This is a genomic window from Pseudoxanthomonas sp. (assembly GCF_027498035.1).
Classification (GTDB): Bacteria; Pseudomonadota; Gammaproteobacteria; order Xanthomonadales; family Xanthomonadaceae; genus Pseudoxanthomonas_A.
In genome coordinates, this window is record NZ_CP114978.1 from 2,560,271 (window position 1) to 2,584,399 (window position 24,129).

20 protein-coding genes are annotated in these 24,129 nt (G+C 67.2%); 10 read left to right on the forward strand and 10 right to left on the reverse strand.

What is annotated here, in order from left to right:
* Window positions 1–25: 25 nt before the first annotated feature.
* Both O8I58_RS11095 and O8I58_RS11100 read left to right on the forward strand, forming a co-directional pair.
* Window positions 26–457 carry a hypothetical protein gene (locus tag O8I58_RS11095; RefSeq protein WP_298315711.1) on the forward strand — a complete coding sequence of 144 codons (432 nt, stop codon included), beginning with the start codon at window positions 26–28 and terminating at the stop codon, window positions 455–457.
* Window positions 458–605: 148 nt separating this feature from the next.
* Entirely contained in the window at window positions 606–1,202 is a 597-nt protein-coding gene (locus O8I58_RS11100; protein WP_298315714.1) for a TetR/AcrR family transcriptional regulator, read from the forward strand.
* Between the two features lie 40 nt (window positions 1,203–1,242).
* Here the strand turns inward: O8I58_RS11100 and O8I58_RS11105 are convergent, their stop codons facing one another.
* Window positions 1,243–1,860: an NAD(P)-dependent oxidoreductase gene (locus O8I58_RS11105; RefSeq protein WP_298315717.1), complete on the reverse strand. Its 618-nt coding sequence runs from the start codon at window positions 1,858–1,860 to the stop codon at window positions 1,243–1,245.
* Window positions 1,861–1,976: 116 nt separating this feature from the next.
* Here O8I58_RS11105 and O8I58_RS11110 point away from each other — a divergent pair, with 116 nt between their 5' ends.
* On the forward strand, window positions 1,977–2,357 hold the full coding sequence (locus O8I58_RS11110; protein ID WP_298315720.1) for a winged helix-turn-helix transcriptional regulator: 381 nt from the start codon (window positions 1,977–1,979) through the stop codon (window positions 2,355–2,357).
* 12 nt (window positions 2,358–2,369) lie between these two features.
* Here O8I58_RS11110 and O8I58_RS11115 read toward each other — a convergent pair whose 3' ends face one another.
* A complete protein-coding gene (locus tag O8I58_RS11115) occupies window positions 2,370–2,963 on the reverse strand; it encodes an NADPH-dependent FMN reductase (protein WP_298315723.1) in 594 nt (197 codons plus the stop codon).
* A gap of 154 nt (window positions 2,964–3,117) precedes the next feature.
* Between O8I58_RS11115 and O8I58_RS11120 the strand changes: the two genes are divergently transcribed.
* Both O8I58_RS11120 and stpA read left to right on the forward strand, forming a co-directional pair.
* The gene (locus tag O8I58_RS11120; protein ID WP_298315725.1) at window positions 3,118–4,632 is read left to right on the forward strand and encodes a succinyl-CoA:acetate CoA-transferase ScpC; all 1,515 of its coding nucleotides are present in this window, start codon (window positions 3,118–3,120) and stop codon (window positions 4,630–4,632) included.
* A 68-nt stretch (window positions 4,633–4,700) separates the two neighbouring features.
* A complete protein-coding gene (gene stpA / locus O8I58_RS11125) occupies window positions 4,701–5,969 on the forward strand; it encodes a glucosylglycerol 3-phosphatase (protein ID WP_298315727.1) in 1,269 nt (422 codons plus the stop codon).
* Between the two features lie 19 nt (window positions 5,970–5,988).
* Here the strand turns inward: stpA and O8I58_RS11130 are convergent, their stop codons facing one another.
* The 5 genes from O8I58_RS11130 to O8I58_RS11150 all read right to left on the reverse strand — a co-directional run bounded on the left by O8I58_RS11130 (window position 5,989) and on the right by O8I58_RS11150 (window position 11,634).
* Window positions 5,989–6,318 carry a thioredoxin family protein gene (locus O8I58_RS11130; RefSeq protein ID WP_298315730.1) on the reverse strand — a complete coding sequence of 110 codons (330 nt, stop codon included), beginning with the start codon at window positions 6,316–6,318 and terminating at the stop codon, window positions 5,989–5,991.
* 72 nt (window positions 6,319–6,390) lie between these two features.
* Complete coding sequence (locus O8I58_RS11135; RefSeq protein ID WP_298315733.1) at window positions 6,391–7,224, reverse strand: NYN domain-containing protein; 834 nt, start codon at window positions 7,222–7,224, stop codon at window positions 6,391–6,393.
* Between the two features lie 300 nt (window positions 7,225–7,524).
* The gene (locus O8I58_RS11140; RefSeq protein ID WP_298315736.1) at window positions 7,525–9,600 is read right to left on the reverse strand and encodes a pyrroloquinoline quinone-dependent dehydrogenase; all 2,076 of its coding nucleotides are present in this window, start codon (window positions 9,598–9,600) and stop codon (window positions 7,525–7,527) included.
* A gap of 179 nt (window positions 9,601–9,779) precedes the next feature.
* On the reverse strand, window positions 9,780–10,820 hold the full coding sequence (gene pyrC / locus O8I58_RS11145) for a dihydroorotase (RefSeq protein ID WP_298315741.1): 1,041 nt from the start codon (window positions 10,818–10,820) through the stop codon (window positions 9,780–9,782).
* 145 nt (window positions 10,821–10,965) lie between these two features.
* On the reverse strand, window positions 10,966–11,634 hold the full coding sequence (locus O8I58_RS11150) for a glutathione S-transferase family protein (RefSeq protein WP_298315743.1): 669 nt from the start codon (window positions 11,632–11,634) through the stop codon (window positions 10,966–10,968).
* A 165-nt stretch (window positions 11,635–11,799) separates the two neighbouring features.
* On the opposite strand from O8I58_RS11150, the gene O8I58_RS11155 reads away from it, so the two are divergent.
* Entirely contained in the window at window positions 11,800–13,236 is a 1,437-nt protein-coding gene (locus O8I58_RS11155; RefSeq protein WP_298315745.1) for an amino acid permease, read from the forward strand.
* Between the two features lie 77 nt (window positions 13,237–13,313).
* Here O8I58_RS11155 and aqpZ read toward each other — a convergent pair whose 3' ends face one another.
* The 3 genes from aqpZ to proP all read right to left on the reverse strand — a co-directional run bounded on the left by aqpZ (window position 13,314) and on the right by proP (window position 17,735).
* Window positions 13,314–14,054, reverse strand: a complete 741-nt coding sequence (gene aqpZ / locus O8I58_RS11160; protein WP_298315748.1) for an aquaporin Z — start codon at window positions 14,052–14,054, stop codon at window positions 13,314–13,316.
* A gap of 106 nt (window positions 14,055–14,160) precedes the next feature.
* On the reverse strand, window positions 14,161–16,164 hold the full coding sequence (locus tag O8I58_RS11165) for a bifunctional 2',3'-cyclic-nucleotide 2'-phosphodiesterase/3'-nucleotidase (RefSeq protein WP_298315752.1): 2,004 nt from the start codon (window positions 16,162–16,164) through the stop codon (window positions 14,161–14,163).
* 80 nt (window positions 16,165–16,244) lie between these two features.
* On the reverse strand, window positions 16,245–17,735 hold the full coding sequence (proP, locus tag O8I58_RS11170; protein WP_298315755.1) for a glycine betaine/L-proline transporter ProP: 1,491 nt from the start codon (window positions 17,733–17,735) through the stop codon (window positions 16,245–16,247).
* A gap of 415 nt (window positions 17,736–18,150) precedes the next feature.
* Between proP and fabV the strand changes: the two genes are divergently transcribed.
* From fabV to O8I58_RS11190, 4 genes are all read left to right on the forward strand, one after another.
* Window positions 18,151–19,356: an enoyl-ACP reductase FabV gene (fabV, locus tag O8I58_RS11175; RefSeq protein WP_298315758.1), complete on the forward strand. Its 1,206-nt coding sequence runs from the start codon at window positions 18,151–18,153 to the stop codon at window positions 19,354–19,356.
* A gap of 79 nt (window positions 19,357–19,435) precedes the next feature.
* Window positions 19,436–20,470: a LacI family DNA-binding transcriptional regulator gene (locus tag O8I58_RS11180; RefSeq protein WP_298315761.1), complete on the forward strand. Its 1,035-nt coding sequence runs from the start codon at window positions 19,436–19,438 to the stop codon at window positions 20,468–20,470.
* Window positions 20,471–20,744: 274 nt separating this feature from the next.
* Window positions 20,745–23,180, forward strand: coding sequence for a membrane-bound PQQ-dependent dehydrogenase, glucose/quinate/shikimate family (locus O8I58_RS11185; RefSeq protein WP_298315764.1), 2,436 nt, complete (start codon window positions 20,745–20,747; stop codon window positions 23,178–23,180).
* A 379-nt stretch (window positions 23,181–23,559) separates the two neighbouring features.
* A complete protein-coding gene (locus tag O8I58_RS11190) occupies window positions 23,560–24,114 on the forward strand; it encodes a flavodoxin family protein (RefSeq protein WP_298315767.1) in 555 nt (184 codons plus the stop codon).
* The last annotated feature ends 15 nt before the right edge of the window (window positions 24,115–24,129 follow it).

The window sequence follows — 24,129 nt, forward strand, 5'->3', positions numbered from 1 at the left end:
TCCAGCCCGCTCAAGGACCAATACGATGCATCACAAGGCCATGTTTGCCGCTGCCCTGCTGTCTGTTTCTTTTCTCGCTGCCGTGGGCAGCGCCAAAGCCGCAAGCTGTGAAGACAACTTCTCCGTGGAAGGCTCGTTCTTCAAGGGCAAGCAGTTCAAGACCTGGGCAGAGCACTCGGGTGTGAGCTATGACAGTGCTTTCCGCAAAGTCGCCCAGGCGGTTGCCGCCGGAGGCTTTGGTGCGGTCGCGTCCGACAAGGACACCGGCATCATTACTGCCGGTCAGGCCGTGACGATGGGCAACGGCTCGGTCGCCCCCCTGAACATCATCGTGCAGGAGAAGGCGGGAGGCCTGATCCATGTCGATGCCAATTTCAGTATTGCCGGGGGCCAATCCGCATCGGCTGATACCGCCAAGAGTGAACTCTGCAGGATCGCGAACGCACCTGCGGGCTGATTGCCAGCAGGCTGCTGCCCGGCTGGCGTCGTGGCCCGCCGGGCCAGTGTTTCTCCTGCAGCCGCTTTTTGTTCGCTCACGGACCTGATGTCGCACCACGACCCCGGTTTGCCGCTATGGTGGCCTAGTCACATTGCCCACCCCGCTCATGACGTCCGCTGCCCCCGCCCCGCTCCGCCGCCGTGCCGATGCCGCGCAGAACCGCGCGGCGCTGCTGCGTGCGGCCGAGGAGGTCTTTACCGAGCTGGGTGTGCAGGCGCCGCTCGATGCGGTGTCCAAGCGTGCCGGGCTGGGCCGGGCCACGCTGTTCCGCAATTTCCCGGACCGGCAGACGCTGGTCATGGCCCTGCTGGAAAGCGCGATCGAGCAGATCACCAGCGAATCCCAGCGGTTGCTGGGCACGCCGGACGAACTCATCCAGCTGCTGCACTTCATCCTGGACCGCATGGTGTTTCGTGCGCCGCTGGTCGAGTACTGGCAGACCTCCGGCCGCCTGCAGCCGGAGATGCAGGCAGCCATCGCATCGGTGATGGCGATCTTCGAACCCGTGATCCAGCGCGCGGTGGCTGCGGGCCGTTGCCGCGCCGATCTGGTGTCCCGCGATGTCCTTCCGCTGCTGGCGATGTTCAGTGGCTCGCTCTGCGGTTGCCCACTGGAACAGCGCGACGCACTGGCTGCCCGCACCTGGGTCTTCGCGATGGATATCGTCAAGCCAGCCCCGGCCCAGCCTCCGATCAAGGGGTGAGTCCCCGCCTGCACGACCGCGCAGGCGGGGCTTGTACCCATCAGTAGGCGATGCTGAAACGCTGGCGCACGTGCTTCAGCGTTTCGATTTCATCCAGCAGCGCAACGGCGTAATCCTCGTAGGAAATCGCGCTGTTGCCTTCGGCGTCGACCATGAAGGCATCGCCGCCCAGGCGGAAGCTGCCGGTGCGCTGCCCGGCATGGAAATACGCGGCCGGCGACAGGAAGGTCCAGTCGATATCGCTCACGCCACGCAGGTCGTCCAGGAACTGCGCGCCCGGCGTGGCTTCGGATTTGTATTCGGCCGGAAACTCCGGGGTGTCGAGCAGGCGCACGCCCGGCGCCACTTCCAGCGATGCGGCGCCGCCGACGACCAGCACCCGCTTGATGCCGGCCGCGCGTGCGGTGGTCAGTACGTGTTCGGCGGTGACCGTGGCAAAGCGCGCCGCGCTGACCAGCACGTCATGGCCGGCGAGCCTGGCGCCCAGGCCGGCCGGGTCGGCGGCGATGTCGCCTTCGACGAAGCTGACGCCTGCGCCGGCCAGGTCCTGCGCAGGCTTGCGGGCCACGACGGTGACGGTGTGGCCGCGGCGCAGGGCCTCGGCGAGGATGCGGCGGCCGACGTTGCCGGTGCCGCCGATCAGGGCGATGGAAGACATGGGTGACTCCTGTGGTTACGAAAAGGAACCATGGCATGATGAGCGCCTGGCGACGCCCTGCCAAGAAGGGATCGGTACGTCGCCAGGTAACCCCTGTGTAACCCATTGGACCTGCCATGACCCTGCGCCGCTCTTCCGCCCCCTATGCCGCCAACTGCCCGGTGCGCGATGTACTGGATCGCCTGGGCGACCGCTGGAGCACGCTGGTGCTGCAGGCGCTGGAACCGGCGCCGCTGCGGTTTTCGGCGCTGCAGCGGCAGGTGGACGATGTGTCCAAGCGGATGCTGGCCAAGACCCTGCGCGGTCTGGAAGAAGACGGACTGGTCACCCGCACCGTGTTCCCCAGCAAGCCGCCGGCGGTGGAATACGCGCTGACCCCGCTGGGCCGCAGCTTCGTGCCGCATATCGCCGCGCTGGTGCAGTGGGCCACCGACCACCACGACAGCATCCGCGCATCGCGCCTGGCCTACGCGACAGTCGACCGCGCCGCCGCCTGAGCGGCAGTCGCCTTAGCCCGCGTCGGCCTGGGCGTCGGTGCGCGCTTCGGCCGTCCTGGCGATCCACTGGCTGAAGCGCGCAACCCACTTGTCCAGGAACACCCGCGTGCGTTCGTCGGACACCTGGCCCTGGGCGTCGAACAGGTCCGGCTTCCAGGTGAAATACAGCTCAGGCTGGCCCATCAAGACCATGTCGCACACCGTGACCAGACCCTTGAGCGCGTTCTGCGCCGCGGCGGTGCCGATCGCGCCGGGACTGGTGCCGATGATCGCCGCCGGCTTGGCTTCCCAGCAGTTCTGGCCGTACGGGCGCGTGCCCCAGTCGATGGCGTTCTTGATCACCGGCGAGAACGAGCGGTTGTACTCGGGCGTCACGAACAGCACCGCATCGGCCGCTTCAACCCGTGCCTTCATCGCCAGCACGGCGGCGGGCGGGTCGGCCCACAGGTCGTCGTTGTACATCGGCAGTTCGTCCAGCGCGACCGGCAGCAGCTGCAATCGATCGCCAGCCAATGCAGCCAGTGCATGCACCAGCTTGCGGTTGATCGAATCGCGGCGCAGCGACCCGATCAGCACGGCCACGGTAGGGGAAGACGTCGACGACATGGCAGGCACCTGAGTGTGTGGAAGGCCGCTACGGTGACAGATGCGGCGTCAAGACGAGGATGCGTCCACGCAGCCCATCCGCCACGCCACCGAACCATGTCCAGGCCGCGATGCGCGGCGCGATAATCGGGCTCCCCACGCCAACACCGATCCCATGTCCGTCGAACGCATCCTGGACACCCGTCTTCATCAGCGCATCGTCTCCGCCGAAACCGCCGCCGCCATGATCCAGCCGGGCGAAACCGTCGCCATGAGCGGTTTCACCGGTTCGGGCTACCCCAAGGCCGTGCCACTGGCATTGGCCCAGCGCATTGAAGCGGCGCACCTGGCCAACCAGCCCTTCCAGATCAAACTGATGACCGGCGCCTCGACCGCACCCGAGCTGGATGGCGCGCTGGCCAAGGCCGAGGGCATCGCGCTGCGGATGCCGTTCCAGACCGATCCCGATGCCCGCAACCGCATCAACGCCGGCACCCTGGACTACATCGACATCCACCTGAGCCATGTCGCCCAGCATGTGTGGTTCGGCTTCTATGGCGAGATCGACACCGCGGTGGTCGAAGTCTCTGCCATCCGCGAAGACGGCGCGCTGGTGCCATCCACCTCGGTCGGCAACAACAAGACCTGGCTCGACCTTGCCAAGAAAGTGATCATCGAGGTCAACGAATGGCAGCCGTCGGCGATCGAGGGCATGCACGATGTGTACTACGGCACCGCGCGTCCGCCGCACCGCAAGCCGATCCCGCTGGAACACGGCGATGACCGCATCGGCCAGACCACGCTGCGCTGCGACCCGGACAAAATCGTCGCGGTGGTCCGCACCAATGGCCCGGACCGCAACAGCCCGTTCAGTCCAGCCGACGAGAACAGCCGCCTGATCGCCGGCCACCTGATCGAGTTCTTCAAGCACGAAGTCGCCAGGGGACGCCTGCCGGCCAACCTGCTGCCGCTGCAGTCCGGCGTGGGCAACATTCCCAACGCGGTGCTGGCCGGGCTGGCCGACAGCGGCTTCCGCGACCTGGAGGCCTTCACCGAGGTGATCCAGGACGGCATGCTGGACCTGCTCAAATCCGGCGTGCTGCGCTACGCCTCGTGCACCGGTTTCGCCTTGAGCCCGGCCGCCAACGAGGAATTCAAGCGCGACATCGATTTCTACCGGCAGCGCATCGTCATGCGCACCCAGGAGATCTCCAACCACCCCGAGCTGGTGCGGCGCCTGGGCTGCATCGGCATGAACGGCATGATCGAAGCCGACCTGTACGGCAACGTCAATTCCACCCATGTGATGGGCACGCGGATCATGAATGGCATCGGCGGGTCCGGCGACTTCGCCCGCAACGGTTTCCTGTCCACGTTCCTGAGCCCATCGACTGCCAAGAACGGGACCATCTCGGCCATCGTGCCGATGGTCAGCCACGTCGATCACACCGAGCACGACGTGGCGATCATCGTCACCGAGCAGGGCCTGGCCGATCTCCGCGGCCTGTCGCCCAAGCAGCGCGCGCGGGTGGTGATCGACCAGTGCGTGCACCCGGATTTCCGCCCGCAGCTTGAAGACTATTTCGATCGCGCCTGCCACCACAGCTACGGCAAGCACACCCCGCACCTGCTGCCTGAGGCACTGTCCTGGCACCAGCGCTGGCTGGACACCGGCAGCATGCGCGCCTGACGCACACCTGCCGGCCAGTGGCGCGCGCCTTGCCGGCATCGCCACGCGCCACTGGTTACCCTGTGCCGATGAAGTCGAGACCACCCGCGTTCTCGCAGGACCATGACGCCCTGCTCGCCTCGCTGGCCGCCACGCCGGACCTGCTGCTGATCCAGGACCTGGACGGCGTGTGCATGGAACTGGTGCGCGATCCGCTGACCCGGCGGATCGAGCGTCGCTACCTGGACGCGGCACATGCACTGAATGGCAGTTTCCAGGTGCTGACCAATGGCGAACACATCGGCACGCGCGGCGTGAATGCCATCGTCGACCGCGTGTTCGACGCCGATGCCGGCACGCACGGCCGCTATCTGCCCGGACTGGCCGCCGGTGGCGTGCAGCACCAGGACCGGCACGGGCAGGTGCGTCATCCGGGCGTGAGCGAAGCCGAGCTGGCGTTCCTGCAGACGGTGCCGATGCGCGCCACGCGCTTCCTGTCATCGCTGCTGCTGGGCGCGCCGTATCACGTCGAACCACACCAGCTGGCCTCGCTGGTGCATGCGGCCGTGCTGGACAATCCAGCCTCGCCGACGCTCAACCTCAACGTGCTGCATCGGCATTTCGATGCACAGCCAGGCCTGTACGCACAGCTGCAACGGCAGGTGCAGGCCTTCGGCCAGTCGCTGCTGCACGATGCCCATGCGGAAGGCCTGGAGGGCGCGTTCTTCATCCATTACGCGCCCAACCTGGGCCGCGATGCCGATGGCGTCGAGCGCCTCAAGCCCGCCGATGCACACAGCGCCGGCACCACCGACTTCCAGTGCATGCTCACCGGCGCGGTCAAGGAGACCGGCGTGCTGGCGCTGTTGAACCAGCACATCCACCAGCGCAGCGGACGCTGGCCGCTGGGCGAGGACTTCAACGTGCGCCGGGCACCGCGCTCCATCGATGCGCTGGTGGCGTTGGCCAAGGAGAAAATCGAACCGACCGACATGCCGCGCATCGTCGGCGTCGGCGACACGGTCACCAGCGTCGCACAGACTGTCGATGGACAGACGCAATGGCTGCGCGGCGGCAGCGACCGCGGCTTCCTCACCCTGATCCAGCGTCTGGGCGAGGCCTTCGGCACCGACAACCGCGTGCTCTACATCGACAGCAGCGGCGGTGAAGTGCTGCGCCCGGCGCTGGATGCGGCGCAGCTGCGGCGCAGCGCCGACGATGCTTCACTGTCAGCCCACGAGGCAGCGGCCGGCATCACCGATGCCGACGATCCGCTGCGACTGGACGTGGTGTTTCCCGGTGGGCATGCGCAGTACGTGGATTTCTTCTGCGCGCTGGCGCAGCGACGTGGTGCCTGATGCCTGCGATGGGCCGCTCCTACGGTTCCGGCAGCAGCGCCAGCGCGCGCTGGATGTCGTCGGCCGAGCGCGGGCGGATCATCCGCGCCACTTCCACGCCATCGCGCATCAGCACGATGGTCGGCCACAGCTTGACCCGGAACGTGCGTCCCAGCGGCCGGCCGCGGCCGTCTTCCACCTTGACGTGGGTGATGTCGGGGCGGGCGTCGAACGCCTGCTGCAGCGGCGACTGCGCGGAAATGCAGTGCGGGCACCAAGCGGTGCCGAATTCCACCGCAGTGATGCCGGACATCGCATCAATCTGTTCGCGCGCCGGTTCCGGCGTGGCAAAGCGTCCGGTGTAGGCCATCGTTCGCCCCTCCCAAGGCGGGTTGATCGGGCCACCCTACCTGCCCGCGCATGACGCGTGCACGAATGGCGGCTACAGCGAACGCACGTAGAGGTGCTTGCCGCCGTTGGCGCCCGGCGCCGGACGCTCTTCCACCGCGAAATGCTTGGACTGGCTGCGGAACAACCCGCTCAGCTTGGCGTGGCCATACAGGCGCTGGTCGAAGTCCGGGCGGATCTTGTTGAGATAGCCGCCGACCGTGCCCAGGAACGCCCAGCCCGATTCGTCGGAAGCTTCCTCGATGGCCTGGCGCAGCAGCGACAGCGGCGGCGTGCTGCCCTTGGCCTGCGCGGGTGCAACCACCGGCGCCTCTAGGTCGGGACCGGTCGCTTTGACCGCGGCACGCTTTTTGGCCGGCTTGGGCGCGGCGACCACGCGCGCGGTTTCCTGCGGCTCGGCCATGCGCAGCACGTCGTTGTAGATGAACTTGTCGCAGGCCTGGACGAAGGCGTCGGGCGTCTTGCGCTCGCCGAAGCCATAGACCACCAGGCCTTCCTCGCGCAGGCGCTGCGCCAGCCGGGTGAAGTCGCTGTCGCTGGACACCAGGCAGAAGCCATCGAAGCGATGCGTGTACAGCAGGTCCATCGCATCGATGATCAGCGAACTGTCGGTGGCGTTCTTGCCGCTGGTGTAGGCGAACTGCTGCACCGGCGCGATCGAATGCTTGAGCAGCGCGGCCTTCCATTGGGTCATGCGGGTGCTGGTGAAGTCACCATAGATGCGCTTGACGCTGGCCACGCCGTACTTGGCCACTTCCGCCAGCAGGCCTTCGATCACCGAAGGCTGGGCGTTGTCGGCATCGATCAACACGGCCAGGCGCTGCTGGTCGTCGTCGGCATCGGGCTTGAGCGAGGTCTTGTTTTTCATGGGCATTCCCGGCAGTGCAGATGGCATCGTACTGCGATGCCCTGCAACAGGATGTCGACCGGCGGAAACTGTTCCGGACATGCATCTCACCCGGGTGCGCTGCGCTTACCAGGGCTACGCACCGTAGAGCCGAGCTTGCTCGGCTGGGCCTTTCCCAGCGACCCGGCCGGAGAGCAGCCGAGCAAGCTCGGCCCTACGGGAATCGGGCGCGTCCAGACATAGGAGCGGACATGACCGCGACGCCCCTCACTGTGAAACCCAATCGCGCCCATGTCCCCCGAAGATGGGAAAAAAGCGCTCCTACGCTCGCCGCCGCCTGCGCCACCAAAGCACCGGCAGGGCCAGGATTACGATTGCCGCCAGCGCCAGCACCGTCATGCGCACCGCGATGCCGTGCTGGAACACCAGTTCCTTGCCGGTCCCGTCGAGCGTGTAGACCACCAGCGCGTCGTCCAGCTTGCCGAAGCCTTCGCGCCCGCCGGCGGCAATGGCGATGTATTGCCGGCCCTTCACCGCATACACCGATGGCGTGGCGTGTCCGCCAGCCGGAAGCTTGGTGTCCCACAGCAGTTCACCGCTGGCGGTATCGAAGGCGCGCAGCCGCGAATCACCGGTCGCGGCGATGAAGGTCAGACCGCTGGCGGTGGTCACCGCGCCACCGAGCAGCGGCATGCCGACGTCCAGCGGCAGCCAGGGCAGCACGTCTTCCAGCGTGCCCAAGGGGCGCTCCCATGCGACGGTGCGCGTGCGCAGGTTCACCGCCACCAGCTTGCCCCACGGCGGTGCCACGCATGGCGTGCCCTTGGGCGAGAGCAGCGCGCCGCGGCGCATGGCGTAGGGCGTGCCGTCCATGCCGTTGAATTCCTGGCCGGGGAAGCGCTCGCGCGCCTGTTCGGACGTCAGCGCCTCGTAGTCGGCACGCGGGATCAGCGCGACCTGCATCGGCAGGTCCATCACCGGCAGGATCGCCAGCTGCCGCTGCGGGTCCACTGCGATCCCGCCCCAGTTCACCCCGCCGGCCCAGCCGGGCAGCGCGATGGTCCCGCGCACGCTGGGCGGGGTGAAGATGCCTTCCGAGCGCAGGCCGCCGATCAGGTCGGCACAAGCCTGGCGCGAACTGGGCAGCACGCCCCAGGCGTCGGCCGCAGTGATCGGCGCATGCCGGGCCAGGCGCAGCGCGGGCTCCGGCATGGGCTGGGTCGGCGAGGCGTGTTCGCCGGGCACATCCGAGGCCGGCACCGGCACTTCGCTGATCGGGAACACCGGCTCGCCGGTACGCCGGTCGAAGGCGAACAGGAAGCCGGTCTTGGTCGCCTGCAGCACCGCTTCGCGCGGGCCCTGCGCGGTCTGCACCGTGGCCAGCGTCGGCTGCGAGGCCAGGTCGTAATCCCACAGGTCGTGGTGCACCAGTTGCTGCGCCCACACCCGGCGCCCGGTTTTGGCGTCCAGCGCGACCAGTGAGTTGGCATCGCGGTTGTCGCCCGCACGCTCGCCGCCGTAATAGTCCGGGCTGGCCGAGCCGGTGGGCACGTAGACCAGGCCCAGCGCCGGGTCCACCGACAGCGGTGGCCAGGCGTTGGCCGAACCCACCGTGGCGGCCTGTTCGACCTGCCAGCCGCTGGCGCGCGGATCGTCCGTGTTGCGCGGCACCGGATCCCAGCGCCACAGCTGCCGGCCGCTGCGCACGTCGTAGCCGCGCACCACGCCCTGCTCCTGCGTGTGCGCGCGGTTGTCGCCGACCGAACTGCCACTCACCAGCACGTCGCCAGCGACCACCGGCGGCGAGGTCACCGCGTAGTTGCGCCAGGGCTTGTCGGGTTCGTCGATGCTGTCGATGCCCACGTGCAGGTCGACCATGCCGCCATCACCGAAGCCGCGGCACGGCTGGCCGTTGGCCGCATCCAGCGCGACCAGCCGCGCATCCAGCGTGCCGAACACGATCCGCGCGGCGCAGGCCGCACCGGCGGTCGCCTGCGGATCGCGCCAAAAGGTGACCCCGCGCGAGGCCGGGTCGCTGTAATGCTTGTCGCGGGCGATCTTCGGGTCGAACGACCACAGCTTCGCCCCGCTCGCCGCATCCAGCGCGAACACGATGTCGGTGCCGGTGGTCAGGTACATCCGCCCGTCCACGACCAGCGGATTGGCCTCGAACCGCATCCGCTCAGGGTCGGACAGGCCGGCGCCTTTCTCGCCGGTGTGGAACGACCAGGCCACCTTCAGGCGGCCGACATTGCCCGGCGTGACCTGGGTCAGCGGCGAGAACTGGCCGCCGCCCGGCGCGCCGCCGTAATGCGCCCAGTCGCCTTCGGCCGCCGTGCCGGCACCGGCCAGCCATGCCAGCGCCGCCCCGGTTGCCCATGCCATCCATCCACGCATGACCCGCTCCCACCTTGTGTCGATGGGCAAGTCTGGGCGCCTCGTCACCACACCCGCCAGCGGTCAGTGACCGGCCCACGTCCCTCCGGGACGAACCGCGGGCACAGAGGGATGAATCCCGGGGCGAATCACGCCGCGAGGACGGCGACGCGGGTCCGTCGCACTGGACCAGCCCGGACTTACCGCACCAGCGACCAGGCGACAGCATCACCGGCACGCATCGGCACGCAGGTCGAGCCAGCCAGCGGAATGGTGGCCGGCACCGTCCACGGCGTCCGCTCCAGCATGATGCGGTCCTGGTTGCGCGGCAGGCGATAGAAATCGGGGCCATGGAAGCTGGCGAAGGCTTCCAGCCGGTCGAGTCGACCGACCTGCTCGAACGCTTCGGCGTACAGCTCGATCCCGGCATGCGCGGTGTACAGCCCGGCGCAGCCGCAGGACGTCTCCTTGGTCTCGCGCGCATGCGGCGCGCTGTCGGTGCCCAGGAAGAAATGCGGATCACCACTGGTCGCCGCTTCCAGCAAGGCCTGGCGATGGGTTTCGCGCTTGAGGATCGGTGCGCAGTAGTTGTGCGGGCGGATGCCGCCTTCAAACAGCGCATTGCGATTGAGCAGCAGGTGATGCGCGGTGATGGTGGCCGCGACGTTGGCCGGCGCGCTGGTGACGAAGTCCACGGCATGCTTCGTGGTGATGTGCTCCAGGACCATGCGCAGCCCTGGGAAGCGCGCCTGCAGCGGCAGCAGGTGGCGTTCGATGAAGATCTGCTCGCGGTCGAAGATGTCGACCGCAGGATCGGTCACCTCGCCGTGCAGCAGCAGCGGCAATGCGTGCTTCTCCATCGCCTCCAGCACTGCATGCACGCGCGACAGTTCACGCACGCCCGACTGCGAATTGGTGGTCGCGCCAGCCGGGTAGTACTTCACCGCGAAGACACTGTCGCTGGCCTTGGCCCGCGCGATCTCTTCCGGCGCGGTGTCCTCGGTCAGGTACAGCGTCATCAGCGGCTGGAACGCCGAACCGGCCGGCAGGCAATCGAGAATGCGCTGACGGTAGGCTTCGGCCTGCGCCACGGTGGCCACCGGCGGCTTGAGGTTGGGCATCACGATGGCGCGTGCGAACCGCTCGGCGGTGTGGCCGACCACCGATGCCAGGGCATCGCCATCGCGCAGATGCAGGTGCCAGTCGTCTGGACGGGTGATTTCAAGGCGCGTGGAAGTCATAACGTGTCGGCGGGAACCCATGATTCGAAGTGGCGTCACGGCACGTGCGAGGCCTCACCGTACCGAATCCGGCCGGGAAATCCTGTGCTGTGGGCGAGGCCGTCATGATATCGCTTCATGCCGCCCGGGCCACGCGCTTCCGGTATCAGGCGGATGCTGTTCCCGCGGCCGGCTGCGACTGCAGGAACACCGCCTCCTGCGCCGCGTAGGCGCGCTGGTAGGCCGGCCGTGCAGTGGCGCGTGCGACGAAGGCGGCCAGGTTCGGGTACCCGTCGACCAGGCCCGAACTGCCCAGGCGCAGCAGCACGCTGGCCATCATCAGGTCGCCCGCACTGAACGCGCCATCCAGCCACGGCGCCTCCCCGAGACGACGCGACAACTCGCCCAGCCGCTGATGCACCCGCGCTTCCAGCACCGTCATGCGCTGCGCATACCAGGGTTCTTCGCGCTCGAACAGCCAGGCCATCGAACGTTCGACGATGGGCGGTTCTACCGTATTGAGCGCGGCGAACATCCAGCTGATCGCACGCATCCGCGCGTGCGCATCGTCCGGCAACAGGCCCATGTGCCGTTCAGCGAGTCGCAGCACGATGGCCCCGGACTCGAACAGGATCAGGTCGCCCTCCTCATAAGTGGGGATCTGGCCAAACGGATGCCGCGCAAGGTGCGGCGGCTGCTTCATCTCGGCCAAGCTCACCAGCCGGACCGCATAAGGCTGGCCGACCTCCTCCAGCGCCCAGCGCACGCGCATGTCGCGTGCCAGACCCTTGCCGCGATCAGGCGAGGTTGCGAATGCGGTGATGGTCGGGGTCATCGGAATCTCCTGTTGCGTGATCGTCTGCCGTCACGACGCATGGGCGTGGCGGAAATCGACAGGGCCCGGGCATCCGGCGCACGCCCACGCCGGTGCACCACGACGTGCAATGTGCACGTGGCATCGGCCACACTCGCGGTCTTCATCTTCGATCGAGGCACACGCATGTCGAGCTGGCTGCGCCGCAAGGACATCAACACCGTCACCGTGCACGAAGCCGGGCGCCAGCTGGTGCCCACGCTGAGCTGGCCGCACCTGATCGCGCTGGGCATCGGCGCCATCGTCGGCACCGGCATCTACACGCTGATCGGCGTCGGCGCCAACCTGGCCGGGCCTGCAGTGCTGATCTCGTTCCTGGCCGCGGGCATCGTCTGCGCCTGCGCGGCGCTGGCCTACGCCGAGATGTCCACGATGATGCCCGCGGCCGGCAGCGCCTACACCTACAGCTACACCGTGCTGGGCGAAACCATCGCCTGGGTGGTCGGCTGGAGCCTGATCCTGGAGTACTCGCTGGTGGTCAGCACCGTCGCGGTCGGCTGGTCCGGCTATGCGGTGGGTTTCCTGCAGGGCCTCGGCGTGGACCTGCCGCTGGCGCTGACGGCCGGGCCGCACGCCGGCGGCCTGCTCAACCTGCCGGCGGTGGTGATTACCTTCGTCGTCGCCGGCCTGCTGATGGCCGGCACCCGCGAGAGCGCCACGCTCAACGCGATCCTGGTGGTGGTGAAGATCGTCGCGCTGACCGTGTTCGTGGTGATCGCGCTGCCGCACTTCGACGCCAGCCACATGCAGCCGTTCATGCCGCATGGCTTGCAGGAAACGGTCCAGAGCATCGACGCGGATGGTAAGCCGGTCACCGTGAAGTACGGCGTGATGGCCGCCGCGGCGATCATCTTCTTCGCCTTCTATGGCTTCGATGCGATCTCGACGGCTGCCGAAGAAACCAAGAAGCCCGAGCGCGACCTCGCCATCGGCATCGTCGGTTCGATGGTCGGTTGCACGCTGATCTACGTGCTGGTGGCGCTGGCCGCGATCGGTGCGATGAGCTACACGATCTTCGGCAAGAGCGCCGAGCCGCTGGCGCTGATCCTGCGTGAACTGGGCTCCCCCGGCGCGGCCAAGGTGATTGGTGCCGCCGCGGTGATCGCCCTTCCGACGGTGCTGCTGGCGTTCCTGTACGGGCAGAGCCGCATCTTCTTCGTGATGTCGCGCGATGGCCTGCTGCCGCGTGGCCTGTCCAAGGTCAACGCGCGTACCGGTACGCCCATCGCCACCACGCTGTTCACCGCGATCCTGGTCGCCGCGCTGGCCGGCGTGGCACGCCTGGACGAAATCGCCGCGCTGGCCAACGCCGGCACCCTGGCCGCCTTCACCGCCGTGGCCGCATGCATGCTGGTCCTGCGCAAGCGCGAGCCGGATCGCGCCCGTAGCTTCCGCACGCCGCTGGCGTGGATCGTCGGGCCGGTGGCGATCCTGGGCTGCCTGTATCTGTTCTTCAGCCTGCCCAGCAAGACCCAGCTCTACTTCGCGATCTGGAACGTGATCGGGCTGCTGGCGTATGTCGCGTATGGAAGGCGCAATGCGGTGCTGGGGAAGGGCCGCTGACCCACTGGATCTGGGACCCAGCAGGCGGATACTGCGGTGTTGCTCGGGCGAATCCCGGCAACACCGCAGGAAATACCTCAGCCGTTGCCGACAATGGCTGGTTCGTCGCGGCCCAGCCAGCCGTACAGGCCGCCGCCGATCAAGCCACCGATGATCGGCGCCACCCAGAACAGCCACAGTTGCGACACTGCGCCGGAGCCCGCGAAAAACGCCACGGCAGTTGAACGCGCCGGGTTGACCGAGGTGTTGGTCACCGGGATGGAGATCAGGTGGATCAGCGTCAGCGCCAGGCCGATGGCGATGGGCGCGAAGCCGACCGGGGCACGGGTGTGGGTAGACCCCATGATCACGATCAGGAACACCGCCGTCAGTACCACTTCGGTGAGGAACGCGGCCGTCACCGAATAACCGCCGGGCGACAGGTTGCCGTATCCGTTGCTTGCGAAGGCACCGGCGGCGGTGGGGTCGATGGCGAAGCCCGCGGCTCCCTTCGCAATGGTCAGGATGACAGCGCCGGCCAGCAGGCCGCCCAACACCTGGGCCACGATGTAGGGCACAAGATCCTTGCCCGGGAAGCGACGGCCGGCCCATAGGCCGATGCTGACGGCAGGATTGAAATGGCCGCCGGAAATGTGGCCGAACGCATACGCGCCGGTCAGCACGGTCAGGCCGAACGCCAGCGAGACGCCGACGAACCCGATCCCCAATGGATTGCCGTCGCCGCCGAATTTCGCAGCCAGCACGGCACTGCCGCAACCGCCCAGGACGAGCCAGAACGTACCGATGAACTCAGCGATCAATCGTTTTGAACGTGTCATGCCGATTCCTTTGCTGGAGTGACGGCAGCCGGTTGGCTGTCGTTGAACGTCATGCGCCTGCACACTCAGGACGTGCCAGCGCCAACCTTCCCCGACAGCCGATGGATCATTTCCGGCCTGACAGATCGATCGCACACAACGCCGTCCCGTCGCCATCTTGGCTGACTTCGCGGATCGGCGGGAGTTTCTCGGCCTTGGCGACATCCAGCTTGCCGGCCGGGCAGGCGAAGGTCAGTGGACCGGCAGCCTTGACCGGGGCGAAGCGCCAGGACGTCCGCTCGATGTCCTTCGCCGTCACGGTGCCCTTGTCCTTCAGCCACGCGGCCAGGATCTCGCGGCTGCCGTCGGGCGCAGCCAGGACCACGTTGCGGCCGTCCAGGCCGGGGAAGTCACCGCCGCCGCTGGCGCGGTAGTTGTTGGTGACCACGATGAAGGGCTGGGCCGGCTGCACCGGCTTGCCCTGGTAGGTCAGCGAGGTGATGCGCTGGCCGGCGGGCCTGGTGATATCGATGACGTAGGCGATGCCGCCCTGGATCTGGTCGACGTTGTAACCCACGTAGTGCGTGTTGATCAGCGCCTGCGGACCGGGCTTGGCCGGTTCGATGCGGTTGTAGCGCTGAGCCGATTGTTCCAGCCAGGCCTTGACCCCGGCGCCGTCGATCTTCACCGCGCTCAGGGTGTTGGGATAGAAGTACAGGTCGGCCGCGCTGCGCAGGGTCAGGGTGCCGGCCGGCACGTCGGTGTAGTCATCCGGGCCGCCGAAACCGGTGCGGAATGGCGAAGCCGCGGTCAGCACCGGCACGCCGGCCAGCTCCGGATGCAGGCGCGGCAGTTCGCGCTGCACGTAGTCGCGCTGGGCCGCGTTGACCACCGCCAGCGCACTGCTGTTGCCTTCATCGGCGAAGTAGCTGGTGAACGCCATTTCGCTCTTGCCGATGGCCGTGTTGACGTAGGCCTGCGCGGCGGCGTGCGCCTGCGCCACCAGCGGCGCGATGGCCGGGTCGGCCGGCACGCAGTCGCCCTTGGCCTTGCAGATCGGGCGCACCTCGCTATGCGTGGTAGCCGGGTCGATCACCCAGCGGCCGTCCTTGCGCACCAGCTGCAGGTCGATCACGCCCAGGTCCTTGCCGAAGAAGCCGCCCATCACCGCCGGCTTGCCGCGCACGAAGCCGCGCGTGGCATCGGTGTCGGGCAGGTCCTTGTAGCGCGGCCCGGGGAATTCGGTATGCGAATGGCCGAGCAGCAGCACGTCGATGCCGTCCAGGCCAGCCAGGTGCCAACCGCCGTTCTCCATGTCCGGCGTGTACGGCGCGGCGTTGAGCCCGCCGTGCAGGATGCCGACCACGATGTCCGGGTGCTGCGCTTCGAGTTCGGGCAGGTAGCGCTGCGCGGCTTCCATCACGCCGATGACCTTCACCTTGCCTTCCAGGTTCTGCTTGTCCCAGGCCATGATCGGCGGCGGAGTGAAGCCGATGATGCCCACGCGCAGCGGCACGGTCTGCGGCTTGCCGTCGGCACCGGTCACGGTGATCTGCCTGGTGACGACGGTGTACGGCTTGAAGATCGGCTGGTCGTCGCGCGTGCTGAACACGTTGGACAGCACCAGCGGATAGTTCGGCCCCTTGCACTTTTCGGTGGTGCCGCCGTCGACGTTCATCGGCGTGCCGCTGACCTGGGACAGATAGCCCAGGCCGTAATTGAACTCGTGGTTGCCGGCGGTGCCGCCGTCGTAACCCATCGCGTCGAAGGCCTTGTAGATGCCCAGCTCCTCGTCGCACTTGACCCGCTGCACCTTGGCCTGGAAATCGGCCAGCACCGTGCCCTGGATGGTGTCGCCGCTGTCGAACAGGAAGCTGTTGGGAAACTCGGCGCGCGCCTGGCGGATCAGCGTGGCCACGCGCTCGTAGCCCAGCGAGGTGTCTTCCTTCTGCTTGTAGTAGTCGTAGCTGAGGATGTTGGAGTGCACATCGGTGGTCTCCAGGATCGCCACCTGTGCGGTGGCGCCATCGGCCAATGCAGTGCTGGCAGATTCGGCGCCGGTGGTGGCACAACCGCTCAGCGCGGCAACGACGGACAGGGCAAGCAGGAGACGCGAAGAACGAGCGGGCATGGCAAGGCGGCCGTGGAAAGAACCGCGAAAACTTACCAGATCACCCCGTCCGGGAAATGACAGCCCTGGCTGCGATTCCGTCAGGTCGGCATGGCCTGCGAAGGCGGGTCCTGGCGCTCCGGAAGCTCCGGCAACGCGGCATCGACGGTCACCGGCTCGTCGCTGCGTAGCAGCGCGCGGGCCTCGGCATCGCTGGCCACCGCCGGCGGCGAACCACGCAGCGGCAGGTTGGCCGTTTCGCGCACGCAGGCCATGGTCACGATGCCGATCACCGCCGCACCCATCAGGTAGTACGCCGGCACCAGCGGATCGCCGGTGCGCTCGACCAGCCACGCGGTGACCAGTGGCGTGGTGCCACCGAACAGCGACACCGACACGTTGAAGGCGATCGACAGCGCGCTGTAACGCACCGGCGTGTAGAACAGCGCCGGCAGCGTGGACGGCATCGAGCTGGTGAAGCCCACCAGCGTCAGCCCCAGCAGCATCAGGCCCAGGAAGATCAACCAGTCATTGCCGCTGCCCACCAGCAGCAGGCAGGGCACGGCCAGCACCAGCAGCGCCGCGCAGGCGCCGATCACCATCGGCTTGCGCCCGAGCTTGTCACTGAACAAGCCACCGACCACGTTGAGCGGCATCATCACCAGCATCACGATGATGATCAGCAGCAGGCCCTTGCTCTCGGCATAGCCCATGGTGACGCTCAGGTAGCTGGGCATGTAGGTCAACAGCATGTAGTCGGTGACGTTGAACACCAGCACCAGGCCCACGCACCTGAGCAGCTGCGGCCAATGGACGCGGAATAGCGCAAGCAAGCCCGGCGCGTCGTGTTCGCGCTTGCCGGCTTCTTCGGCATAGGCCTGGAAGGCCGGGGTTTCCTCCAGCTTCATGCGCATGTACAGGCCGAGCAATCCCAGCGGGCCTGCGATCAGAAAGGGAACGCGCCAGCCCCAGTCCAGCATCTGCGCATCGCTCAGGGCGAAATGCAGGGCAGTCACCGTAGCCGCGCCGGCGATGTAGCCGGCCAGCGTGCCGAACTCCAGCCAGCTGCCCATGAAGCCGCGATTGCGGTCGGTCGCGTATTCGGCGATGAAGGTCGCCGCGCCGCCGTATTCGCCGCCGGTGGAAAAACCCTGCACCAGCCGTGCCAGCAACAGCAGGATCGGCGCCCAGATACCGATGCTGGCATAGGACGGAATCAGTCCGATCGAGAACGTGCCCAGCGCCATCAGGATCATGGTCGCGGCCAGCACTTTCTGTCGGCCGTACTTGTCGCCCAGCGGACCGAACACCAGGCCGCCCAGCGGCCGCACCAGGAAGGCCACGGTGAAGGTGGCGAATGTGGCGATCAGCTGCGCGGTCGGGCTGCCGGTGGGGAAGAACACATGGCCCAGGGTCACGGCGATGTAGCCGTACACGCCGAAGTCGAACCACTCCATCGCATTGCCCAGCGCCGCGGCACCGACGGCCTTCTTCAGCATCGGTCGGTCGACGACGGTGACTTCGTCCACGTGCATCTGGCGTCGGCGTTTGTACCAGCCGAAATGGGCGTGCGCGGCGTGGGAATCGGACATGTGCTTCTCCTTGAAAACGTGAGGTCATGGCCTCCCCACGCCCGCCAACCGGCAGGACACACGCTAGACGGAAATCACGGCGCGACGCGCCATCGCTGTCTGCAAGGGGAGCCATCCCGGACGGCCGCGTGGATCCAACGACGCTGCGGGATGAAGGACTGGGGAAATGGGGCGCGGTAGTCGCGCAGCCCAGTCAGGGCGAGCATTGTATACGACGGGCTGTGAAGCCCACCTTGACCGATGCGCAAAAAGCAGCCAAAAACAGCCAAATGCGCCGTATCGGCACGCTTCGTTGCGGTCATCGGCGCAGCGCATCGTCGCTGCATCGCTCGCCGCCATACGCCCGCGCACGTGGCCGTACGGCGGTGCGGGGATTAAGATGCCGCGCGCACAGCATTCCCACGAGGCATTCGTTTTGATCATCCATCCCAAGGTCCGCGGCTTCATCTGCACCACCACCCATCCGCTTGGTTGCGAACTCAACGTGCGCGACCAGATCGCCGCCACCCGCGCACAAGGGCAGCGCAGCGATGGCCCGAAGAAAGTGCTGGTGATCGGTGCCTCCAGCGGTTACGGCCTGGCCGCACGGATCACCGCCGCATTCGGCTTCGGCGCCGACACCCTGGGCGTGTTCTTCGAAAAGCCCGGCAGCGAGAAGAAAGCCGGCACCGCGGGCTGGTACAACGCGGCCGCGTTCGACAAGTTCGCCAAGGCCGAAGGGCTGTACAGCAAGTCGATCAATGGTGATGCGTTCTCCGACGAGGCGCGCGCCAAGGTCATCGAGCTGATCAAGACCGAGATGGGCGGCCAGGTCGACCTGGTGGTGTATTCGCTGGCGTCGCCGGTACGCAAGCTGCCCTCGACCGGTGAACTCAAGCGCTCGGCGCTCAAGCCGATCGGCCAGCCGTACAGCTCCACCGCCATCGACACCAACAAGGACGCCATCACCCACGCGTCGATCGAGCCGGCCACCGAGCAGGAAATCGAAGACACCGTGACCGTGATGGGCGGCCAGGACTGGGAACTGTGGATCAATGCGCTCAGCGACGCTGGCGTGCTGGCCCCGGCCACCAGGACCGTGGCCTTCAGCTACATCGGCACCGAGATCACCTGGCCGATCTACTGGCACGGCGCGCTGGGCAAGGCCAAGGTCGACCTGGACGCTACCGCACAACGGCTCAACGCCAAGCTGTCCGCCAACGGCGGCAGCGCCAATGTCGCGGTGCTCAAGTCGGTGGTGACCCAGGCCAGTGCCGCGATCCCGGTGATGCCGCTGTACATCTCCATCGCCTTCAAGGTGATGAAGGAACAGGGCCTGCACGAGGGCACCATCGAGCAGCTGGACCGCCTGTTCCGCGCACGCATGTACCGCGAAGACGGCGCACCGGCTGAAGTGGACGAGGAAAACCGCCTGCGCCTGGACGACTGGGAACTCAAGCCGGAAGTGCAGGACGCCGCCAAGGCGATCTGGCCCACGGTCACCACCGAGAACCTGTTCGACACCACCGACTACGCCAGCTACAAGCACGAGTTCCTGAAGCTGTTCGGCTTCGAACGCGACGACGTGGATTACGATGCGGACGTCGATCCGGACGTGAAATTCGACGTGATCGAACTCTGAGCCACCGGCACCACCGCCGGTCGTGAGCGATGCCCGCCCCGTGCGGGCATCTTCACTTTCAAGCCCTCGGACCCCTGCCATGCCCGTCCGCAAGACCAGTTTCCAGGACATCGCCGACCTCGCCGGCGTCAGCCCCAGCACCGTCGACCGGGTGATGAATGGCCGCGCCGGCGTCTCTGCCGTACGCCGCCGCAAGGTGATCGAGGCCGCGCGCCAGCTGGGCAGCAACCGCCTGCCGGCGTTGTCGGAGGACTACACGCTGCGGGTCCTGGTGGTGCGCACCGCCGAGGACGATGAGTACTTCCACCGCATCGATGCGGCATTGGACGCGGCCGCCGCGGGCATGCGCCCTCGCGTGGAGCTGACCCGTGTCCACCACGTGCGCGCCGCCGATGGCCTGGGCGCGATCATCAAGGACGCCAGCCGCCACTGCCACGGCATGGTCGTGCTGGCCCACGATGGCGCCGAGATCCGCAAGGCCCTGGGTCGTGCGGCCAAGGCCGAAATCCCGATCGCGGCGCTGACCAGCGACATCAGCTTCCAGCAGCAGCGCACCTACGTGGGCATCGACAACGTCGCGGCCGGGCGCAGCGCCGCTTTCATGATGAGCCGCTTCATGCAGCAGCCTGGCCGGGTGCTGCTGATGACCGGGCCGCAGTCCTACGTGGTCCACCGCCAGCGCACCACCGGCTTCGTCGAAGGCCTGGCCCGGCACGCACCGTGGCTGCAGCTGATCGGCCCGATCGACGTCGGCGACGTCAACGCCCGCGCACAGGTGGCCATGCGCAATGCGCTTCATGGGCACACCAGGCTGGTCGGCGTTTACAACAGCGGCGGCGCCAACGAAGGCGTGCGCAGCGTGATCGAAAGCCTGCCGCCAGCCGAACGCCCGGTGTGGTTCACCCACGAAACCCACCCTGGCAATATCGACCTGCTGCGTCGGGGAGTGATCTCGCTGCTGATCGACCAGGACCCTGCCGCGCAGGCGCTGGCGGGGCTGCAATCGATCCTCTACGCCAATGGCGAGATCGCGCTGCCGCCGGATCAGCACGTGCGTTTCCACCTGGTCACGATGGAAAACGTCGAAACCGCAGGGCTCGACCCACACCGATAGACCGGTTTCTGGGTGGATCTCGTCAGATTTGGAAAACCTGACGGTTTGGCCAGTTCGGGCGCTGTTTAACATCCCGCCCCGCGCTGGCCTGCATCGCTTCTCGCCAAGCAGGCTTCGACCGTTCCTCACAGGGTCTTCGTCGGATCCCGGCAACGCATGAGCAATCCGTGTGCGGTTTCGGCCGTGCCGACGGGCTTGTCCATGCGCGAGGAATTGCCCGGCGCTTTCTCCATCGCCCCCGGGCACTCACGCCCGGGGCACTCACGAGGCGTGTATGCGAAAACTATTGACGGGGCTGACCATCGTGGTTGGCATTGTCCTGGCCCTGGCGGGCCTGGGCTTGGCGGGAGGCGGGGCGTATCTGCTCTCCCTGGGGGGTTCCTGGTTCTATCTGCCGGCTGGCCTGGCGATGGCCGCGGTTGGTGGCCTGCTGGTCGCGCGGCGCGCGCTGGCGTTGTGGATCGCGCTGGGCCTGCTGGTGGTCGCGGCGATCTGGGCAGTGACCGAGGTCGGCATCGACTTCTGGCAGCTGGTGCCGCGCCTGATCGCCTTCCTGGTGATCGCGCTGGTCGCCTCGGCGGCCGCGCCGCTGCTGCGTCGCACCGGTGGCGCGCCTGCACTGGGGTGCAAGCCGGCCGGCGTGTTGGCGGCGGTGTTCGCCCTGGGCCTGGTGGCCTTCTTCACCGGCATGTTCCGTCCGCACCCGACGGTAGCGGCCGATGGCAGCATTGCGCCGGTGGTCAAGCCAGATGCCGGCCAGGCCGATGGCAACGACTGGAGTGCCTACGGCCGCAACACCAGCGGCGAGCGCTTTGCCCAGTTCGACCAGATCAACAAGACCAACGTCAAAGACCTCAAGGTCGCCTGGACCTATCGCACTGGCGATCTGGCCGTCGATGGCGCCGAGTACCAGGTCACCCCGCTCAAGATCGACGACACCGTCTACCTGTGCACGCCGTTGAACAAGGTGATGGCGGTGGACGCGACCACGGGCAAGGAAAAGTGGCGCTTCGATCCCAAGGCCGTGGTCAGCCCCAGCACCAAGGGCTGGAAGCGCTGCCGCGGCCTGGGCTATGCCGACCTGGACAAGCTGGCCGCCGCTTCGCCGGCACCGACCGCACCGGTCGCTGACGGCGTGGCCCCAGCCGCTGCACCCACCTGCCGCAAGCGCATCATCGAAACCACCATCGATGCGCGCCTGCTCGCCCTGGATGCGCAGACCGGCGAGCTGTGCCAGGACTTCGGCCACCAGGGCTATGTCGACCTGACCATCGGCATCGCGCCGGCTCCTGCAGCCAGCGACCAGGGCACCTACAACGTCACCTCCGCCCCGCTGGTGGCCGATGGCGTGGTCATGGTCGGTGGTCGCCTCAACGACAACCTGAGCGTCGACGAGCCGGGCGGCGTGGTCCGCGGCTACGACGTGGTGACCGGCAAGATCCTGTGGGCCTGGGATGCCAAGCGTGGCGCCACCGACGGCACCCTGGCGCCGGGCGAGCTGTTCCCGCTGGAAACCCCCAACTTCTGGGGCACCGCGGCCTACGACCCGAAGCTGGGCCTGGCCTACTTCCCCACCGGCAACCAGACGCCCGACTTCTGGACCGGCGACCGCCATCCGTACTCGGACGAGTACAACGATGCGATCGTGGCGGTGGACCTGAAGACCGGCAAGGAAGCCTGGCATTTCCGCACCGCCAATCGCGACCAGTTCGACTATGACGCGACCGCGCAGCCGATCCTGTACGACCTGCCGCAGAAGGATGGCTCCACCACCCCGGTGGTGATCCAGCTGACCAAGCGTGGCCAGGTGTTCATGCTGGACCGCCGTGACGGCAAGCCGGTCGCGCCGGTGGAATACCGCAAGGTCGCCACCGATGCGATGCCGGGCATGAACGTCGCCCCGACCCAGCCGTACTCGTCGATCGCCGTGGGCGCCACCGCGTTCAAGGAATCGGACATGTGGGGCGCGTCGATCTTCGACCAGCTGTACTGCCGCATCGAGTTCAAGCAGATGCGCTGGGAAGGCGAGTGGACGCCACTGTCGGACAAGCAGCGCACGCTGATCTACCCGGGCTACTACGGTGGCTTCAACTGGGGCGGCGGCGCGCTGGATGCCTCCACCGGCACCCTGATCGTCAACGACATCCGCATGGCGCAGTGGGGCCGCTTCATCAAGCAGGCCGAGGCCAAGCGCATCGGCCTGAAGCCCTCCACCGAAGGCGAGTACTCCGAGCAGGCCGGCACCCCGTGGGGCGTGGAACGCTCGATGTTCGTCTCGCCGCTGGGCGTGCCGTGCTTCAAGCCGCCGTTCGGCACCATGACCGCGATCGACCTGGCCACCGGCAAGACCAAGTGGCAGGTGCCGATGGGCAGCATCCAGGACGCGCCGGTGCACGGCATCGTGCCGGGCGTGCGCATCCCGCTGGGCATGCCGACCATGGGCGGCCCGCTGGTGACCAAGGGCGGCCTGACGTTCTTCCACGGCACGCTGGATTACTACGTGCGTGCGCTGGACAACGACACCGGCGCCGAACTGTGGCGCGGGCGCCTGCCGGTCGGTGGCCAGGGCGCGCCGATGAGCTACATCGGCAAAGATGGCAAGCAGTACATCGTGGTCGTGGCCGGTGGTGCGACGCGTACCGGCACCAACGACAACCGCGGCGACTACGTGATCGCCTACGCGTTGCCGGACAAGCCGTCCGCACCGTGATCGGGTGAACCCGCTTCGATGCGGCAGCCGTCGCATCGAAGCCATCGCCGCAAGGACACAGCCCGCTTCACGCGGGCTGTGTCTTTTTTTTGCGTCGGTTCGCAGGGCGAACGGCCTCACGGCAACGCCCATGTCCATCATCGTCCGTGGGCCTGGACACAGCGCCATGCGCGAAAGCCAACGCCCTCCCATCGGAACGCATCGTCATGCCTGCATGGCCATCGGGGCAGATCGGTGACCGCTATGCTCCGTCCGGGTGGCATGACACCCGTTCGCTGCAACCCATCAACGCCCGGGCCGACACCCTGTCACCCGGTACCCCACACCCGAAGACAGGCACGCATCCTGCACCGCACCTGCTTCCACCAAGGAGTCACCCATGGCACAGACCGCAGTCGTGTATTTTTCGGGCTACGGCCACACCAAGCGCGCCGCTGAAGTCGCCGCGCAGAGCGCAGGCGCGGCGCTGATCGAGATCGACGCCGAGGGCAACATCCTCGAATCGGACTGGGACACGCTGGACCAAGCCGACGCCATCCTGTTCGGCACCCCGACCTACATGGGCTCGGCGGCATGGCAGTTCAAGAAATTCGCCGATGCCACCTCCAAGAAGTGGTTCACCCGTGCCTGGCAGGACAAGGTGTTCGGTGGCTTCACCAACAGCGCCAGCCTCAACGGCGACAAGCAGGTCACGTTGATCTTCCTGCAGACGCTGGCCTCGCAGCACGGCGGCATCTGGGTGAGCCTGGGCCTGCCCCCGGCCAATACCAAGGCCGCGACGCGCCAGGACACCAACAACCTGGGCGGTTCGGTCGGCGCGCTGGTGCAGTCGCCTTCCGATGCCGGTGCCGACGAGATGTCCACGGGCGATCTGGAAACGCTCAAGCAATACGCCGCGCGCGTGGCCGGCATCGCGGTTCGCCTGCACGGCTGAAGCCGCTGTGTTCCA